The sequence below is a fragment of the Kribbella pittospori genome (assembly GCF_004331465.1).
Taxonomy (GTDB): domain Bacteria; phylum Actinomycetota; class Actinomycetes; order Propionibacteriales; family Kribbellaceae; genus Kribbella; species Kribbella pittospori.
In genome coordinates, this window is record NZ_SJKB01000037.1 from 14,858 (window position 1) to 31,902 (window position 17,045).

Below are 17,045 nucleotides of genomic sequence, written 5' to 3' on the forward strand. Positions count from 1 at the left end.
TGTTGGTCGAAGTACTGATGGGTCCAACAGTCGCGAGCGGGCGGTCCCAGCGGCCACGGTCGGGGATCACGACTTGACCCGGGACTTCTTGTCCCGTGACGGCGGGACACGGTGGCGGCGATGATGCCGTCATGGGGGTTGTCATCGGCGTACTCGCGGTCGTGGCCGGGCTGGCCGGCGCGGGCGTGCATGCGGTCAACGCGGCGGCGGGCCGGACCATGGAGCCGTCGTTCTGGTTGATGGAGGTGGCTGCCGCCGTCGCCTACGGGCTGGCCGGGCTGCTGCTGCGGTCGTCCGGCGCACGCCGGATCCAAATCCTGCTCGGGGTCATCGCGCTCACCCAGGGGCTGGCTCTGCTCGGCTCGGAGGTCGGGCTGCTGACCGGAGGGTCCTGGGCGACGTGGCTCGGTGCCTGGCTCTGGGCACCCGGCTACGTGGCGATCGCCGTACTGCTTCCGGTGGTGCTGCCAGACGGACGGCCGCTGTCCCGGTTCGGGTTGTGGCTGAGCGGGGCCACCGTGGTGGTCATCGCGGTCACCTGGGCACTGACGCCGTACGACCGGCAGGACTTTCCTGAGGCACTGCGCAGCGAGACGAACCCGGTCGGCGTGGCTGTTGCGGGCGGACCGGCGGTCGTGGCCGGGATCGGCGTACTGCTGCTGGTGGCGGTGATCGCCGGGTGCGCCTCGCTCGTGATCCGTTGGCGACGCGCCGCTGATCTCGAACGGCAGCAGCTGAAGTGGGTGCTGGTCGGGTACGCCTGCACCATCGCGCTGTTCGCGGTGGCCAGGCTGGTCCCAGCCGGGGTCACCGGCGTGGTCGCGGGGCTTGCCATGCTTCCGTTGCCGGTAGCGATCGGCATCGCGGTGATGCGCCACGGACTCTGGGATGTCGACGTCGTCATCTCCCGCGCCCTCGTGTACGGCGCGTTGTCGACCCTCGTGGTCGGCCTGTACGCCGCCACGGTCTGGCTGGTCGGGGACCGGCTCGGCGCCAGCACCGGTACGCCGATCGTCGCGACCACCGTCGTCGCCCTGGCCGCCCTGCCGCTGCGGACCTGGTTGCAGCGCCACGTCAACCGGCTGGTGCACGGTGATGTCGACGAGCCGTACGCCGTACTCGCCCGGCTCGGCGCGAGGCTCGCGGCCGCCACCACACCGGACGATCTGTCCGAACGAGTCCTGCCCTCCGTGGTCGAGCAGGTGGCCAGATCCCTGCGTGCACAGGGGGCCACGATCACCTTGCGGGACGGCCTGGTGGCGTCGTACGGCGACGGTCCGGGAACGGCGACGTCCGTCGAGCTGGAGTACGCCGGCGACAACTTCGGCCGCCTCACCGTCACCCGGTCCACCGAGTTCGACGCGCACGAACTGCGGGCCCTCGACCAACTGGCCGCACAGGCCGCAGTCGCGGCGCATACGGTCCTGCTGGCGCGCGAGTCCCAGCGGGCCCGGGAGGCTGTGGTCGTCGCGCGCGAGGAGGAGCGCCGCCGGCTTCGCCGCGACCTGCACGACGGCGTCGGCCCGTCGCTGGCCGCGCTGGCGCTGCACGTCGAGACCGCCCGCGACCTCGCGGCCGACGATCCGGATGCGACCCGGCAACTCCTCGACCGTCTGGTCCCCCGACTCAACGCGGCGGTGGCCGACGTACGGGCCCTGGTGCACGAGCTCAGGCCACCGATGCTGGACGAGCTCGGCCTGGCAACGGCGGTCCGTGAGCTGGCTGACCGGTTGTCGACCGGTACGACGACGGTCCGGGTGACGGCCGCCGAGATCGCCGGACTGCCCGCCGCTGTGGAGGTTGCGGCGTACCACATCGCCGGTGAGGCGACCGGCAACGCGGTCCGGCACGCGGCGGCGGGCAACGTCGCCGTACGGCTGTGGGAGGCCGACGGCTGTGTCGGCGTCGAGGTGTCCGACGACGGCCGAGGACTGCCGGACCGGATCGAGGCCGGCGTCGGGACGTCGTCGATGCGAGAGCGGGCCGAGGAGCTCGGCGGCCAGTTGCACATCCAATCCGGCTCGTCGGGTACGACGGTGACGGCACTGCTGCCGAAGGGGGCGCCATGACGGTTCGGGTACTTGTGGTCGACGACCATCCGCTGTACCGCGAAGGGCTCGTCACGGCGATCTCCACGATGGCCGGCAAGGAGGTCGTGGGCGAGGCGGCCGACGGCGCGGAAGCGGTCCGGTTGGCGGCCGAACTCGTCCCCGACGTCGTGGTGATGGACCTGCACATGCCGGTGCTGAACGGCGTCGACGCGACCCGGCAGGTCACCACCGATCACCCGTCGATCGCCGTACTCGTGCTCACCATGCTGGAGAACGACGAGTCCGTGTTCGCCGCGGTCCGTGCCGGTGCCCGGGGCTACCTGCTGAAGGGCGCCGACCGCGCCGAGATCGGCCGTGCACTCGACGGCGTCTCGCACGGCGAGGTGGTGTTCTCCGCCGCGATCGCGACCCGCGTCCTGTCGTACTTCGCCGCCGGCCGGTCCGGACCGGAACTCGCCCCGTTCCCCGAACTCACCGACCGGGAACGCGAGATCCTCGACCTGGTCGCCCGCGGCCTGACCAACGCGGCGATCGCCCGTCAACTCGTCGTCAGCGACAAGACCGTCCGCAACCACGTCTCCAACGTCTTCGCCAAACTCCACGTCGCCGGCCGGGCCGAAGCCGTAGCCCGAGCCCGAGACGCCGGCCTCGGCCAGTAGTCCGCATCAGAAGGGGATCGTGGCTCTGACCATTGCCTGGGTGGTGGGGCCGCCGAAGGCTTCGGCGGCGGTGGATGTCGCCGCGACTGGATCGAGGAGGGGGCCTACGTGTGTGACGACCAGGTGTTTGGTGTTGGCGCGGTGGGCCAGGTCGCCGGTTTGGGCTGGGGTGTGGTGCACCGGCGTGGGCACTGGATCGTTGGCCTCGCAGAGCAACAGGTCCGCGTTGGCAGCTACGGCGTCGAGGCCGGCGCAGGGTGCGCAGTCGCCGGAGTAGGCGAGGGTGTGTCCGTTCGCTGAGGCTCGGAGGGCGTAGGCCTCGCAGCCGTGTTCCACAGCATGACTGGTGAGCTCGAGATCCTTGATCTGCAGGAGATGACCGTCTGAGAGCGGTCGAAGATCGAGTACGTCGTTCGCGAAATCGGGCAGCCCGAAGAAGCCGGCCAACCGCGCACGGAGATCCGCGGGCGCGTAGACAGGCAACGGCGGCCGCGCGGGCAGTTCGCCGTAGGCCAAGGCGTAGTACGCGTTGAGCAAATCGCCGATGTGGTCGAGGTGCAGGTGCGACAACCAGACAGCATCCAACGCGCCCAGCGTCGTATGACGCAGCAGCTCGGCGAGCGAACCAGGGCCAGCGTCCACCCACACCTCAGCCCCGCCGGCCCGCAGCAAGTAGCCGGAACACGGATGGTCCGGCCGCGGGTACGGTGCGGCGGTGCCGAGGATCGTGAGCGTGGTCAGAGCTTCGCGCCGATCAGCTGGAAGATGTCGTCGAGCGCACCCGGCAGGTCGTCGTGCCCGAAGTCCGGGTACAGCCGGAGGTCCTTGGCCGACGTGATCTTGTTGTACGCCGCGAACTGCGTCGACGGCGGACACACCTGGTCCTCGAGCCCGACGAACAGCGTCACCTCGGCCTGGATCCGCGGCGCCAGATTCTGTACGTCGATATAGCCGAGGGTCGTGAACACCTCGTCCTGGCGCAGATGCCGCGGATCCCGCTTCCGGAACCAGGTGGCGATCTCGTCGTACGGGTTCGTCTCCAGGTTGAGATCCCACGCCCGCTGGTAGTCGCACAGGAACGGGAACACGCTCGCGACGTACTTGATCCCCGGTGTCAGTGCCGCGGCGACGAGACTGAGTCCGCCACCCTGGCTCCAACCAGTAGTCGCCATTCGCGTCTCGTCCACCTCGGGCAGGCCGCCGATGATGTCCGCGAGCCGCCGGGCGTCCAGGAACACGTGCTTGTACAGCAGCCCGTCCGGCCCGTCGTCGAGACCGTGCACCAGGTGGTTGTGCAGCGAGAAGCTGTTCGCTGCCTGCGACTCGGTCCGGTAGCCCACCTGCTCACGCACATCCAGCGCGGCCACCGTGAACCCGCGCGCGGCGTACGGCAGCAGGTCGACCCAGCTCGGCTGCTCGCCGCCGTACCCGTGGAAGATCAGCACTGCCGGGCCCGTGGGTTCGGCCGGTCGCACCACCTTCGCGTGCACCCGGTAGCCGCCGGTGCCGGTGAAGTAGAGGTGCTGCGCCGTCGCCGTGGTCAGCGGGAAGTCGGTCGCGTCGGCGAACTCGGTGTCCGGGTCGATCGCGCCCAGCTCGAGCAGCGCCTTGTCCCAGAACTGGTCGAAGTCCTCCGGCCGCGGATTTGTGCCCCGGTAGGCGATCAGTTCGTCGTACGACAGCTCGAAGGACAGCACAGGCACTCCTCAGGTCAGGGTCGCTTCATTCTGCGCGATCGTCGTCGTCCGGGGCAGTCCCGTCCCAGATCGTGTAGCCGTGCGCCGCGTTCAGCCGGTCCCGCAGCGCGGTCTCCAACTGCGCGGCCCGACCTGGAGGCAGCCAGCCGACCGGCAACAGCACCGTGTGGTCCGGCTGCTTGGTGCGCAGCACGATCGCCTCGCCGTGCGTGGTCTCGACCCGGCCGACCTGGGTGATGTCGGTCCACGTCGTCCGGACGCCGCGTACCTCGATGTCGCGGTCGCGCAGCTTCGCGACGACCGGCGGCCAGACCAGGATCCACAGTCCGCCGAGCACCACCAGTCCGCCCAGGGTGAGGAACACCGACACCACCACGTCCGGAAGCCCGAAGGCCCACACGATCGCGGCAACACCGAGGATGATCAGCCCGGCGGCCAGGATCCCGAGGAACCGTCCCGCCCGCATCCGGTACGTCGTACGCATCGCACCAGGATCTCATCCGGGACCAATGCGCTGCTCAGAAGGCTTCGGTCTCCGAAGTCGTGGCGTTGCCGAGCGGAGTCGCTGCCGTCAGTTTCCCGACTGGGACGGGTTGTAGGCGCAGGCGTCGTTCAGGTTCTCGGCCTCGCCCGGCGTCACGGCCGGGTTCGGGGTCTTCTTGGTCGAGCCGCTGGACGGCTTCTTCGTCGGCTTGGTCGACGGGCTCGACGCGACCGGCTTGCCCTTCGGCGCGATCGCCTTCGCGACGATCTCCTGCATCGCCTCGTACTTCGGGTTCTGGCCGGACGGGAAGTTCTTGCTCTTGTCCAGGTCGACGTTCGAGACCTTTGCCTTCTTCACCTTGATGCCGAGGTCGATGAACGCCGGCAGGATCTCCTGCGGGATATCGGTCCGGAGCAGTTGCTTGCCGGCCGACGCGATCTGCTGGTACTTCGTCACCAGGGTGGCCGGGTTCACGCTGTTCACCAACGCGTGGATCGTGCAGCGCTGCCGCTCCTGCCGGGACGGGTCACTCAGGCCGTAGCGGCCGCGGGCGAACCAGAGCGCGTGGTATCCGTCGAGCTTCTGATCCGCGCCCGGCTCGATGTAGCCGGACGGCTTCTTCGCGTTGTTCGACCCCGGCCCGTCGCCGTAGTCGCCACCGATCGGGACCCGGTAGTTGACGTTGACCGTGATGCCGCCGACCGCGTCGATGATCTGCCGGAAGCCGGCCAGGTTGACCTGCATGTAGTAGTCGATGTCGAGCCCGAGCGCCGCGCCGGCCGCGAGCTTGACCACGTCCGCGCCCTCGTTGTCGGTCTGGCCGAGGATTCCCGGGTGCTGCTTCGGGACGTTCTCGTACATCGAGTCCAGGTAGTACTCCGGCTGCTCGGCCGGGCCGCTCGGGTCGTAGTAGCCGTCGGGGTAGATCTTGTGCAGTGGCGAATCCTTCGGGAACGGCATCCGCATCCAGTTCCGGCTGAGCGAGATCAGCGCGGTGTCACCGGTCTTGGTGTCGATGCTGGCGACGATCACCGTGTCGGTCCGGACCCCGGTCCGGCCGACGCCGTCGTCGGCGCCGAGCAGCAGCAGGTTCAGCCGCGGGGTGTTCGCCCACGGGTCCTTCTTGTCGACCTTCGGCCGGGTCGCGCTCTTGGAGTTGCCCTCGGACTGGAACACGCTGCCGACCAGGTCGCGCTGCGCCATCACGGTCTGCGCCGCGACGGTCGTCGGTACGACGATCGCGAAGCAGAGCAACCCGACGAACAGGGAGCCGGCCAGTCTCGCGGTGTAGGTCATGCTGACCGGGCGGATCAGTTTGTGCGAGGCGACCACGACCCAGATCCAGCCGATGCCGAGGACGACGACCGCGGCCGTTGCGATCAGCAACTGGCGGGGCGACACCGCGAAGGCGAGAATCGAGTCACGCCGGGTCAGGCCGACGTACGCCGCGATCACGAGCAGGCCGATGCTGATCGTCAGCACGAAGGCGCCGAGCTTCTTCCGGCCGCCCATCACCAGCCCGGAGCCGGGGATCAGCGCGCTGACCAGGGTGAGACCGATCGCCTTCGACGCCGTGCGGGCCCGATGCGAACGCTGCCGGGACCGGTTGGCTCTGGGCGCGGACCTCCGTCCGGCTGCGCGAGTGCTCCGCGACATGGCTCCGTTCCCTGATCGACGACGTGGCGACTGTCCGCAGGCCGCGTGTGCAACGGCCCACGGTACTTCAGACGCTCACATCAGCAATTCGGTTGACGTGATGCTGGCGACCCCCGTCGATGCACGCCAGATTACACAGACCCCGGCCGACTCTCCCAAGGTGGCGCCCCCGACACGGACAGTGTCGGTCAGGCGCGCCGGGGCCCGCTTTGCCGCCGGGACCGTCCACCGGATAGTCTTGGCCGTCGTCGAGTCCCCCTGCGGGACCGTCGGAGGAGGCGTCGCCTAGTCCGGTCGATGGCGCCCGCCTGCTAAGCGGGTTGAGGGTAATCCCCTCTCGCGGGTTCAAATCCCGCCGCCTCCGCACTTGAGCGCCCCTGTCCGCAAGAAGCGCGGACCGGGGCGCTCCGGCAGTTTCTGGGGGCGCAACCCCAGACCCCGCCAGGCGGGCTTCGCCCCCGGACCCCCGGGTTGTGCCTGGCGGGCGTTGCCCTTCTTTGCTATTCGGTCATCAGCTTGCGGGCTTCGGCGATGCGTTCGACCGTCTTCGGCGTCATCGGCTCCGGGGAGACGATCAGGTGGTCGACCCCGAGCTTGCGGTACGCCGTGAGCACCTCGGCCAACTCCGGGACGGTGCCACCGAACGCGTTCGCGTCCGGGTCGGGGACGCTGGGCTGGTCGGGGTCCCGAACGATCATCCCGACGGTCGTGGCGACCGATCCTTCCGGCCTGCCGGCGGCCCGCACCGCTTCGCGGAGCGTTCCGATCCTCTCCACGACCCGGTCACCGGCGGCGCCGTACCAGGCTGTGTTCCACGCATCGGCCCACTCGGCGGTGAGCCGCATCATCCGCGGCCGGTGTCCGGCGACCAGGATCGGGATCCGCCGCGCCGGCGCCGGGTCGAGCTCTGCGTCCTTGACGTGGTGGTAGGTCCCGTCGAAGGTGACCGTCTCGCCGCGGATCATCCGGGCCACGATCTCGAGCCACTCCTCGAAGCGGCCGACCCGGTGATCGGTCGGCAGCCCGAACGCCTCGTACTCCGGGTCATGCCAGCCGGCGCCAACACCCAGGATCAGCCGCCCGCCGGACACCTCGTCCAGGGTCGCGGCCATCTTCGCGGTCAGCCCCGGGTCGCGGAACGACGCACACAGCACCATGGTCCCGAGCTCGACCCGCGTCGTGCTCGCCGCGACCGCACTCAGCAACGTCCAAGCCTCGTGCATCCCGTACATCCGGCCGTCCGGGTCGCGATAGAAGAAGTGATCCGCGATCCAGACCGAATCCAGCCCGTTCTGATCAGCCGCCTCGGCAACCGCGCGGACGTCCCGCCACCCCGGCATCCCGCCGTCAGGCCCGTCCTCCCCGCCCAACGGAAGCATCACACCGATCTTCATGCACTCAACTCCAAGGTCCGACGCCGCTGATGCGGTCGACAGTGATGTGGGTGACGTACCCCGGCGGCAGCTCGTCACCGGGCAGGAACTCCGCGTCCGGTCCGATGTACGTCTTCGCCAGCCGGCGCAGTACGTCGACCGCGCCGCCCTCGGTGATCCGGGCGGTCCCCTTGATCACCAGGTACTCGGTCAGGCCCATCTCGTTCATCCGGCCGGTCTCGACCGACAGCACCACTCGGCCGTCGCGCCGGATGTTCTTCACCTTCTGGTTGTTCGGTACGTGTGCGGCGATGATCTCGTCGCCGTCCAGCCCGACCCAGATCACCGAGACCTGGGGGCTGCCGTCGGGGTTGATCGTGACCAGGTGCCCGAGGGCGTTCGACTCCAGCACTGCCCGTGCGCTGTCCGGGATCTGCATGCCGCCAACGTACGCATATCGCGAGATCATGGCGATATGAGGCCGTACGCCGATCGGGCGGCTGCCGGGCGGGCGCTGGCGGCTGAGCTGGGCGAGGTGGCCGGGTCCGTGCTGGTTCTGGGCCTGGCGCGCGGCGGTGTGCCCGTCGCCGCGCCGGTCGCCGAGGCGCTGGGCGCGGAGCTCGACGTACTGATCGTCCGGAAGCTCGGGTTGCCGGGTCAGCCCGAGCTGGCGATGGGTGCGGTCGCGGGCGTCGGCGACGAGACCCACACCGTGCGGAACGAGCAAGTACTCCGGGGTGTCGACGAGGGGACTCTGGAGACGGTCCGCGAACGGGAGATCCGCGAGCTGCGCCGGCGCGAGCAGGCGTACCGCGGCGATCGGCCGCCGGTCGACGTACGCGACCGGGTCGTGATCCTGGTCGACGACGGCCTCGCTACCGGCTCCACGATGCGAGCCGCGGTCGAGGCGGTACGACGGCAAGGTCCGGCCAAGGTGATCGTCGCCGTACCGGTGGGTGGTCCGGACAGCTGCCACCGATTGTCGGCCATCGCCGACGAGGTCGTGTGCCCGTGGATCCCGCGGTACTACGCCGCGGTCGGACAGGCCTACCGCGACTTCGCGCCGGTCCCGGACGACGAAGTACGCCGGGTGCTGGCCGAACGGACCTGACGACACAGCGCGGCGCCCTGGAGGTGGCCCAGGGCGCCGCGTTGCTGCCGGCCGCCGGCTTCCGACTCAGCGGCCGGTGTCCGGGTCAGCCGAGACGTGCCTTCAGGTGGTCGAGCTCGACCTTGAGCGTGGTCGGGACGGTGTCGCCGAGCTTGGCGAACCACTCCTCGATCAGCGGGATCTCGGCCTTCCACTCCTCGGCGTCGACCTTGAGCGCGATGTCCAGCTCGTCCTCGGTGAGCTCGAGACCGCTGACGTCCAGGCCGTCCGCGGTGGGCACCCGGCCGATCGGGGTCTCGACCGCGTCGGCCTGGCCCTCGATCCGGTCGATGACCCACTTCAGCACCCGGCTGTTCTCACCGAAGCCCGGCCAGACGAACTTGCCCGCGTCGTTCTTGCGGAACCAGTTCACGTAGAAGATCTTCGGCAGCTGCGCCGCGTCGTGCTGCTTGCCGACGGTCAGCCAGTGGTCGAAGTACTTGCCGGCGTCGTACCCGAGGAACGGCAGCATCGCCATCGGGTCACGCCGAACGACGCCGACCTGACCGACCGCGGCAGCAGTTGTCTCCGACGACAGCGTCACCCCCATGAAGACGCCGTGCGCCCAGTCGCGCGACTCGGTCACCAGCGGCACCGTCGTCGCGCGGCGACCGCCGAAGATGATCGCCGAGATCGGTACGCCGTTCGGGTCGTTGTACTCGTCGGCGATGATCGGGCACTGCTTGATCGGGGTGCAGAACCGGCTGTTCGGGTGGCTGGACAGCTCGCCCGAGTCCGGCGTCCACTCCCGGCCCTTCCAGTCGGTCAGGTGGTTCGGCGGGGTCGGCGAGTAGCCCTCCCACCAGACGTCGCCGTCATCGGTGAGCGCGACGTTGGTGAAGACCGAGTTGCCCTTCTCGATCGTGCGCATCGCGTTCGGGTTCGTCTTCCAGCCGGTGCCGGGGGCGACGCCGAACAGCCCGAACTCCGGGTTCACGGCGTACAGGCGGCCGTCCGCGCCGAACCGCATCCACGCGATGTCGTCGCCGAGCGTCTCGACCTCCCAGCCCTCCAGCGTCGGGTCGAGCATCGCCAGGTTGGTCTTGCCGCAGGCACTCGGGAACGCGGCCGCGACGTAGTGGACCTTCTTCTCCGGCGAGATCAACTTCAGGATCAGCATGTGCTCGGCCAGCCAGCCCTCGTCCCGCGCGATCGCCGACGCGATCCGGAGCGAGTAGCACTTCTTCCCGAGCAGCGAGTTGCCGCCGTACCCGGAGCCGTACGACCAGATCGCCCGCTCCTCGGGGAACTGGACGATGTACTTCTCGTCGTTGCACGGCCACGGCACATCCTTCTGCCCGGCCTCCAGCGGCGCACCAACCGAGTGCAGGCACGGCACGAAGAACGCGTCCTCGCCGAGCTTGGCCAGTACGTCGGCACCGGTGCGGGCCATGATCCGCATCGACGCGACCACGTACGCCGAATCGGTGATCTCGACCCCGAACATCGGCTTGTCCGCGGTCAACGGGCCCATGCAGAACGGGACGACGTACATCGTCCGGCCGCGCATCGAGCCGCGATACAGCCCCGTCATCAGGGCCTTCATCTCGGCCGGGTCCATCCAGTTGTTGGTCGGACCGGCGTCCTTCTCGTCGACTGAGCAGATGAACGTCCGCTGCTCGACCCGGGCCACGTCCGAGGGATCGGTGCGAACCCAGAACGAGTTCGGCTTCTTCTCCTCGTTCAGCCGGACCATGGTCCCGGCCTCGATCAGCTCGCCGGTCAGCTTGTCGTACTCCGCGTCCGAGCCGTCCACCCAGTGGATCCGATCCGGCTGGGTCAATGCGGCGACCTCGGCGACCCAGGCCAGCAGTCCGACGTGGCGGGTCGGTGCGTCGGTCAGGTCGTACTGCGTGGCGACGGCTGGGAGGGGGTCCGTGGCTGCTGCGGGGGCGGTGGTCTCGGTATGGGTCGGGCTGGCGGTTGTCGTCATCGGCGGCTCATTCCCTCTCGGCTGTCGGGCCCGGCGGCCGCCCGGCCCCTCGACGCTGAGGGGGGTACGGCGTCGGCCGCCGGGGTCTCCGGCGGTTCGATTCAGCTGGCTGGCGGTGTAGTCGCTCGCATACCAGTGCGTCCAGTGGACGTATACCAGTGCGCAAGTGGTACTACGGTACGCGACGGACCCAAGGGCTGTGAACCACCAGAAAGTGAAGCCGGTCACAAAGTTTTCGCGACAATCGCTTTCCGGTGAACCTTGTGAAAATGAGAACGGCCCGCGCTGGTCGCGCGGGCCGTTGTGGAGATCTTGCGGCGGATCAGCTGGTCTGCCGCCAGATGTCGTTCAGCACGTTCTGCACCGTCTGCTCCTCGCCGGATACGCCGGTGACCGCAACGCCGACCAGCCACCACTGGCCACCGCTGCTGAACGCACGCGTCATCATCAGCGCGTACGGCTTCGCCTGCTTCACCGTGAGCCAGGTCCGGTTGTCCTTCGCGGTCGCCGGCACCGGTGCCTTGAACACCTTGGTCCACTGCTGGTCGAACGACGACCGGTCCGCCAGGCAGCCGGCCAGGTCCTTGCACGGGTGCAGCGCGATCCGCAGGTCCGGCGTCAGCCTCGGGTTCCCCGCGCCGTCATCGGTCTGCACCCGGCGGTACGCGATCGTCGACGACTCCCCGAGGAACGACACCGCCGGCGGCCGCGGCCAGCCGATCGCGAACGGGAGCTCGGCCGTGGTGATCACCTGCACGTCGGTCCCGGCCGGGTAGGTCGAACCGAACAGGCCTGGGCCGCCGTCGGGCCGAAGGTACGGCGCTGTGGTGACCTTGCGGAACGCCGGGAGGAGAACAGTTTCCGGGAACGGGGACGGGCTGACCGCGGGCTGCGGTGCGGCGTCGGGCTTCTCGTCCTTCACCGAGCTGCCGATTGCGGCGCCGACGGAGTACGTGACCGTGAAGACGATCAGCACGATGACCGCGACCACGAGGTAGATCCAGCCGCCGATCTTGCGGCGGTACTGCCGGGCGATGTCGATCTTCGAGGGTTGGGCTGGTGCTGCGGGTGCTGCTTGGGGTGCGGGCCCTGCTTGGAGTGTGGGGTCCGCTTCGGGTGCGGGCCCTGCTTGGGGTGTGGGGTCCGCTTCTGGTGCGGGCCGTGCTTTCGGTGCGTATGACGGGATGGCGCCGTTGCCGGATGGCGGCTGGGTCGGCGGCTGGGCGCCGTACCGGCTGAGCTGGGCGCGGACCGCCTGCAGCGACTCCTCGTCGTTGCCGAGAATGCCGTCGAGCGGGTCGATCAGCCGCTCGGCGCCGGACTCTCCGGGGATGAGTTGCGTGATCGCGTACGGGCGTGTGGCGCTGAAGTTCGCGGCCCAGAGCGGCGTCTCGTGCTGCTCGGGGTCGAGCGCGGCGTCCCGTCCGGCGCTGACCAGCCGGTCCCGCACGACCGCGTCCTTCGCGCCCGCGTCGCTCAGCACCAGCGCGACGACGTCCATGCCAGTGAAGCTGCGGCCGCGCCACAGCTCCGCGAGCGGGTGCCGAAGCAGCCGCTGGTCGAACTCGTAACCGGAGATCTCCGGCGCGCTGTTCATTTGCTCTCCCAGATGGCCCGGTCCGCCAGCACCAGCACCGCCTGCTCCGCGACGTCGGCCTGGATCGGGCTGGCCGTGTACTCAACCTGTACGACGATGTCCGCCCGCTGCACCAGCGTCTTCACCGTGAACGACTCACCAGCCACACCCCGCACAGTCCGCGCCGACTTGGTCGGGTACTGCCGGTCCGGCACCTTGTCCATCGGCGACCGATCGAAGGCCCGCTTCGCCGTCTGCTCCGGGGTGAACGGCGGCTGCCCGGCCCCCGCATCGGCCCCGGCGTACGGCGTGATCGTCACCTTCAACGACGCCGAGGCGAAGCTGCTCGACTTCTCCCGGGTGACCCCCGCCTCGCACGTCACCGTGGCCGTCCCACCCTGGTTCATGGTGATGGGCGCCGTACCGCTCGATGCCTTGGGCAACATCACCGACACGTCGCCGATCCGGCTGCACACGTCGGCCGGCAAGGTCCTCGCCGGAAGGATGTCCTCGGGCTCCACGGGCTCCCCGACCGCGTACCCGAACCCCGCACCCGCGACGGCAGCCACCCCGCACGCGATCGCCGTACCCCGCACCAGTCGACTCGCCATGCCCGCGACCATAGCCACGCACCGGTCCTCTCTTCCCCATCAACGACCCGGTTAGGACGATCACGCCGCCCACCCGGTTCCACCCGCGGGCTGGTGTCTCTCCCACGCATGCGGCTACGCGCGCACGCTCCCACCCACCCAGCCTTGAAGGCAGGCTGCCGCCCGCGATCGACTACCTGATGTGGTCGAGCGCTGATGTCCGCACCCGAGCAACCTGTAGGACGAGTGCTGGGATCTGCCCCACGCATGCGGCTACGCCCGCTCCTGCCGTCGCGTGCTCGCGCACGCTCCCACCCGCCCGACCTTGAGGGCGGGCTTCGCCCGCGGTCGACTACCTAATGTGGTTGTGGAGTTGGTGTGTGCACCCGAGACAGCTGTCGAGGGTTGGGCGGCCGTCCGCCGTCAGTCTGGGACTGGTTCAGCTGTTGTCCTGGTTCGCCTTGAGAGACACGAATCCTCCCGACCGGGCGCCCCAGCGTGTCGTCAGCGCCGGACGCTCCGCCGATACGCAGCCCACGACTAACTGGTCGGAGTCCAGCGTCGCCGCAGCCGCGGTCCAGCCGGCTCAACCACCGCAGGATCCTCACCCGCCGCGGGTCGCGGGCCCTCGGCAACTACCCCGGGAACCGAGCTCAGTCGAGGAGCGTTTTCACCGAGCCGCCGGACTCGCTCAGCTTGCTGCCTAGGCCCTTCAGCGCGTCGCCGACCGTGGCGAGGATCCCCGACAGATCCTGCAGGTTGCCCGCCAGGCTCTCGATCTCCGTCGCAACCCCGCCGATCTGACCGCTGCCGTCGTTCAGCGTCTTCGCCGCGGCGTCCCCGATCCCGGGGATCTTGTCCAGCTCGCCGGCCAGCCCCGACCCGATCGTCTTCAGCAACTCCGGCAACTTCCCGAGGAACCCGACCGCGTCGTCCGGCAGCCCGCGGACCAGATTCAGCACTTTCTCGAAGTCGTCCGAGTTCTCCATCACGAACCCGACGGCCTTCTTGACGTCCCCCAGATCACGCCCGCCGAGCAGGTCCTCGATACCCATGTCCCGGATCGTAGAGCCGCCAATACCCCGCCGTACGAGCGCCGCACCGCTCCCCCCGAGGCCGATTGGCCTCCACCCACCTCCCCCATGTATCGTTACTCGACGTTGTCCAGCGCTCGTAGCTCAACGGATAGAGCATCTGACTACGGATCAGAAGGTTGGGGGTTCGAATCCCTCCGAGCGCGCAAACAAAACCCCAGGTCACGAGGTGGATGACCTGGGGTTTCGCTCTGTCCGGGGCTGTTTTTGCTAACGCCTCTGCTAACACGGCACCACCGCTGACGGGTCTCCCCGTCGTCTTCGTCGTCCTGGTCCTCGTCGATGTGGTCAGCAGCAGCGGCGAACACATCAGCGATACCAGCCGCGTGGCGACGGATCACATGGGCGTACACCCGGAGCGTGATCGACGGATCAGCGTGCCCCAGCCGGTCCGCGACGACATGCACTGGGACACCCGCGACCAGGAGCAAGGTCGCGTGCACATGCCTCAGCTCAGGTCGTGCAGCCGAGCATGCGGCAACGGGACCTCTGGAGCATCCTCGTCGTCGGCTGGCTCGTTGTAGGCCTTGATCGTCTTGGCCATGAGCTGGTTCACGGTGCCGGGGTAGATCGGCTGCCCGAACCCAGTCGTGAAGACGTGCCCGGTATCGACCCATGACTCCCCAGCGATCCGCAGGTCTTCAAGTTGGCGGCGGCGGTGAGCCCTGAGCACGTCGACAGTTCCAGCGTCCAGGCTGACGACCCGCTCACGACCACCGTTGGTTGCGCCCTCGACTCTCGCGCCGTCGACCATGCCCACCGACCCGCGAATCCGGAGAGCTGGCGCCTTCCAGTCAACGTCCGGCCAGCGGAGGTTCAGCAGCTCCCCGCGCCGAGCACCCGAGTAGGCGGCCAGTCGGTAGAACGCGAACAGTCGGTGATCACTCATCAGGTCGAGGAATCTGCGGAGCTCGACGGCGGTCCAGATGTCGACCGGTCCACGGTGCTCACGCCGGGGCCGCTTTGCCCGCTCAGCCGGGTTCGACGACAACAGTTGCTCTGAGCGGACAGCATCGTTGAGCGCCTTGCGCAGAACGGCGTGCACGTAGTCGACAGTCCGTCGAGACAGCACAGCGACGTTCCTTCCACCACCAGCAAGCAGATCACGGTAGAGCCCGCTCAGCGATGGTCCGCGACAACGACGGAGCCACCGCCGCCACAGTCGCTCTCGACTCCTTCTCCGACCCCAAGCTGTGGACGCCCGAGGAGCAGCAGCAGCCGTCGATGTACCTCCACCGGCTCATCGTCCGGCGCAAGTACTCCGGACTTGGCACCGACGTGATCGAGTGGGCTTGCAAGCGAGCCGGGGAGCTTGGCAACAACTGGGTCCGGGATCGACGTGTGGACCGACAATGTCGGTCTCCACCGCTACTACGAGCAGCGCGGCTTCCGCCACGTCCGGACGCTCGACCTCAGCGACTACCCATCCGGCGCTCTGTTCCAGCGGCATGCCACCGATCGGCATCAGCCCCAGCCTGATTCGGTCATCACAGAACTGACGCAGGACCTGCCAACCCCGAGCCAGCCAGGGAACTCAGCTCGCCGGGCTCGGATCACGCACGTCCCGTCCATCGCCGGACACACTCCCGCCGATCCTCTGATCCGCCAACAGATCCGCGACACAGTTCCGTCAACTGATGTGCGACAGGCTAGGCGCCTGGCGACCAACTGGGGCGGCCGGCCAACGCACAGCCGATGAGCGGTCGTGTCACTTCGGTCGCCCAGATTGACGCAATCTTTGTATCGGGGCTGCCGCGTGGCGGGAACGGTTCCTAGGCAGCGCCGACCTTCCTGGGCATCAGAACCAGCCGTACCCCGGTCACCAGCAGCCACACGAGCCAGGCGGCGTAGCCGAGTAGCCCCACGAACAGGATCGGCGAGCCGTCAGCGATCGCGAGGTTGGCCACCCCGGCGGCGATCAGCAGGCCTCCCCCGGCCACGCCGAGCACACGCTGCCACGGCGCCGCCAGCCGACTCGCATGCGCCGCCAGCGCAGCGCCGATGAAGGTGGTGCCGAGCGCCGGCAGCGCCAGAGCGAATGCTCCTGCATGCAGCTGCCAGACGAGCTTGAACAGCGGGCTCGGCTCGGCGAGCTCGCCGGCGGACAATACGACTCCGTTCCACAGAACCGCGTAGAGCGCGAAGACCGCCGCGAGAGTCGCGCCCGCGGCCACCGCGAGGCGCGACCAGTCGGCGCCCGCACCCCCGCGACGCCCGACCAGCCCGTGGAAACCGGTCACGAACACGAGCAGCAGCGGCAGGTTCAGCGCCTCTGAGCCGACCGCGATCGCGACCGCGCCGCGGTTCTCCGCGTGGAAGGCGAACACCTTCTCGATCGGGTCGCCGTAGCCGGGCGCTCCGGCCCAGACCAGCACCGCATTCTGGATGACCAACGACGCTACCAACGCGATCGCCGCCGCGCCCACGACCCGCTCCCCGAACGCCGGGGTCGGCGCCGTCAGCGAAACCTTGTTCACGGCCACAGCATGCGCTTGTGTAGCCGCAATCATCAACGGGGGATCACCCCGATCTACGCCCTGGCCCACCCTGGCGCTGCTGTGGCGCTACTAAACGCTGACTCGGGAAACGCACTCATCTGCCGCGATCCGCGCATTCGGCTGTCGCACATCACCTGGCGGACGAGTGTCGCGGATCTGTCAACGGAGGACAAACTCCCGCCGATCCTGCCTAGTGCCACCTGATGTGCGACGGATCTGCGCCACCTGATGTGCGACATGGGGGCTAGGAAACTGAGGCTGCGGTCCGCGGCCGCTGGCCCTTG

The 17,045-nt window shown here is 68.9% G+C and carries 16 protein-coding genes and 2 tRNA genes; 5 read left to right on the plus strand and 13 right to left on the minus strand.

The genetic code is table 11. The annotated features are described in order from the left end of the window. The first annotated feature begins 131 nt into the window (after window positions 1-131). The gene (locus E0H73_RS44680; RefSeq protein WP_131367286.1) at window positions 132-2,069 is read left to right on the plus strand and encodes a sensor histidine kinase; all 1,938 of its coding nucleotides are present in this window, start codon (window positions 132-134) and stop codon (window positions 2,067-2,069) included. After that, on the plus strand, window positions 2,066-2,710 hold the full coding sequence (locus E0H73_RS44685; protein ID WP_131367287.1) for a response regulator: 645 nt from the start codon (window positions 2,066-2,068) through the stop codon (window positions 2,708-2,710). The genes E0H73_RS44680 and E0H73_RS44685 overlap by 4 nt, the downstream gene beginning before the upstream one ends. A 6-nt stretch (window positions 2,711-2,716) precedes the next feature. Here the strand turns inward: E0H73_RS44685 and E0H73_RS44690 are convergent, their stop codons facing one another. From E0H73_RS44690 to E0H73_RS44705, 4 genes are all read right to left on the minus strand, one after another. Continuing rightward, window positions 2,717-3,451 (minus strand): MBL fold metallo-hydrolase, encoded by a 735-nt coding sequence (locus tag E0H73_RS44690; protein WP_131367312.1) that lies wholly within the window; start codon window positions 3,449-3,451, stop codon window positions 2,717-2,719. Next, window positions 3,448-4,407: an acetylxylan esterase gene (locus tag E0H73_RS44695; protein WP_131367289.1), complete on the minus strand. Its 960-nt coding sequence runs from the start codon at window positions 4,405-4,407 to the stop codon at window positions 3,448-3,450. The genes E0H73_RS44690 and E0H73_RS44695 overlap by 4 nt, the downstream gene beginning before the upstream one ends. Before the next feature lie 25 nt (window positions 4,408-4,432). Beyond that, entirely contained in the window at window positions 4,433-4,891 is a 459-nt protein-coding gene (locus E0H73_RS44700; RefSeq protein WP_131367291.1) for a hypothetical protein, read from the minus strand. A gap of 87 nt (window positions 4,892-4,978) precedes the next feature. Further along, a complete protein-coding gene (locus tag E0H73_RS44705) occupies window positions 4,979-6,547 on the minus strand; it encodes an LCP family glycopolymer transferase (protein ID WP_131367292.1) in 1,569 nt (522 codons plus the stop codon). 274 nt (window positions 6,548-6,821) lie between these two features. Here E0H73_RS44705 and E0H73_RS44710 point away from each other — a divergent pair. Then, window positions 6,822-6,911 (plus strand) — tRNA-Ser (locus tag E0H73_RS44710). 136 nt (window positions 6,912-7,047) lie between these two features. Here E0H73_RS44710 and E0H73_RS44715 read toward each other — a convergent pair. After that, window positions 7,048-7,941 carry an LLM class flavin-dependent oxidoreductase gene (locus E0H73_RS44715; RefSeq protein ID WP_131367294.1) on the minus strand — a complete coding sequence of 298 codons (894 nt, stop codon included), beginning with the start codon at window positions 7,939-7,941 and terminating at the stop codon, window positions 7,048-7,050. A 4-nt stretch (window positions 7,942-7,945) separates the two neighbouring features. Beyond that, window positions 7,946-8,389, minus strand: a complete 444-nt coding sequence (locus E0H73_RS44720) for a PPOX class F420-dependent oxidoreductase (protein ID WP_238164687.1) — start codon at window positions 8,387-8,389, stop codon at window positions 7,946-7,948. A 6-nt stretch (window positions 8,390-8,395) separates the two neighbouring features. Between E0H73_RS44720 and E0H73_RS44725 the strand changes: the two genes are divergently transcribed. Beyond that, on the plus strand, window positions 8,396-9,031 hold the full coding sequence (locus E0H73_RS44725; RefSeq protein WP_131367296.1) for a phosphoribosyltransferase: 636 nt from the start codon (window positions 8,396-8,398) through the stop codon (window positions 9,029-9,031). An 85-nt stretch (window positions 9,032-9,116) separates the two neighbouring features. Here the strand turns inward: E0H73_RS44725 and E0H73_RS44730 are convergent, their stop codons facing one another. The 4 genes from E0H73_RS44730 to E0H73_RS44745 form a co-directional block, all read right to left on the minus strand. Further along, window positions 9,117-11,003, minus strand: coding sequence for a phosphoenolpyruvate carboxykinase (GTP) (locus E0H73_RS44730; protein ID WP_131367298.1), 1,887 nt, complete (start codon window positions 11,001-11,003; stop codon window positions 9,117-9,119). Between the two features lie 322 nt (window positions 11,004-11,325). Next, on the minus strand, window positions 11,326-12,600 hold the full coding sequence (locus E0H73_RS44735) for a hypothetical protein (protein WP_131367300.1): 1,275 nt from the start codon (window positions 12,598-12,600) through the stop codon (window positions 11,326-11,328). Continuing rightward, complete coding sequence (locus E0H73_RS44740; protein ID WP_131367302.1) at window positions 12,597-13,190, minus strand: hypothetical protein; 594 nt, start codon at window positions 13,188-13,190, stop codon at window positions 12,597-12,599. The genes E0H73_RS44735 and E0H73_RS44740 overlap by 4 nt, the downstream gene beginning before the upstream one ends. A gap of 632 nt (window positions 13,191-13,822) precedes the next feature. Further along, the gene (locus E0H73_RS44745; RefSeq protein ID WP_131367304.1) at window positions 13,823-14,224 is read right to left on the minus strand and encodes a hypothetical protein; all 402 of its coding nucleotides are present in this window, start codon (window positions 14,222-14,224) and stop codon (window positions 13,823-13,825) included. A gap of 112 nt (window positions 14,225-14,336) precedes the next feature. Between E0H73_RS44745 and E0H73_RS44750 the strand changes: the two genes are divergently transcribed. Further along, window positions 14,337-14,409 (plus strand) — tRNA-Arg (locus E0H73_RS44750). Here the strand turns inward: E0H73_RS44750 and E0H73_RS48605 are convergent. The 3 genes from E0H73_RS48605 to E0H73_RS44765 form a co-directional block, all read right to left on the minus strand. After that, window positions 14,368-14,706 (minus strand): site-specific integrase, encoded by a 339-nt coding sequence (locus tag E0H73_RS48605; protein WP_420323458.1) that lies wholly within the window; start codon window positions 14,704-14,706, stop codon window positions 14,368-14,370. The genes E0H73_RS44750 and E0H73_RS48605 overlap by 42 nt on opposite strands. Before the next feature lie 5 nt (window positions 14,707-14,711). Beyond that, window positions 14,712-15,335 (minus strand): tyrosine-type recombinase/integrase, encoded by a 624-nt coding sequence (locus E0H73_RS48200; RefSeq protein WP_131367306.1) that lies wholly within the window; start codon window positions 15,333-15,335, stop codon window positions 14,712-14,714. Between the two features lie 700 nt (window positions 15,336-16,035). Further along, on the minus strand, window positions 16,036-16,740 hold the full coding sequence (locus tag E0H73_RS44765; protein ID WP_202867915.1) for a hypothetical protein: 705 nt from the start codon (window positions 16,738-16,740) through the stop codon (window positions 16,036-16,038). Window positions 16,741-17,045: the final 305 nt, after the last annotated feature.

Coding starts and splice junctions, on each gene's coding strand:
- E0H73_RS44680 (WP_131367286.1), top strand. CDS start 132: ATGGGGGTTGTCATCGGCGTACTCGCGGTCGTGGCCGGGCTGGCCGGC.
- E0H73_RS44685 (WP_131367287.1), top strand. CDS start 2,066: ATGACGGTTCGGGTACTTGTGGTCGACGACCATCCGCTGTACCGCGAA.
- E0H73_RS44700 (WP_131367291.1), bottom strand. CDS start 4,891: ATGCGTACGACGTACCGGATGCGGGCGGGACGGTTCCTCGGGATCCTG.
- E0H73_RS44705 (WP_131367292.1), bottom strand. CDS start 6,547: ATGTCGCGGAGCACTCGCGCAGCCGGACGGAGGTCCGCGCCCAGAGCC.
- E0H73_RS44715 (WP_131367294.1), bottom strand. CDS start 7,941: ATGAAGATCGGTGTGATGCTTCCGTTGGGCGGGGAGGACGGGCCTGAC.
- E0H73_RS44720 (WP_238164687.1), bottom strand. CDS start 8,389: ATGATCTCGCGATATGCGTACGTTGGCGGCATGCAGATCCCGGACAGC.
- E0H73_RS44725 (WP_131367296.1), top strand. CDS start 8,396: ATGAGGCCGTACGCCGATCGGGCGGCTGCCGGGCGGGCGCTGGCGGCT.
- E0H73_RS44730 (WP_131367298.1), bottom strand. CDS start 11,003: ATGACGACAACCGCCAGCCCGACCCATACCGAGACCACCGCCCCCGCA.
- E0H73_RS44735 (WP_131367300.1), bottom strand. CDS start 12,600: ATGAACAGCGCGCCGGAGATCTCCGGTTACGAGTTCGACCAGCGGCTG.
- E0H73_RS44740 (WP_131367302.1), bottom strand. CDS start 13,190: ATGGCGAGTCGACTGGTGCGGGGTACGGCGATCGCGTGCGGGGTGGCT.
- E0H73_RS44745 (WP_131367304.1), bottom strand. CDS start 14,224: ATGGGTATCGAGGACCTGCTCGGCGGGCGTGATCTGGGGGACGTCAAG.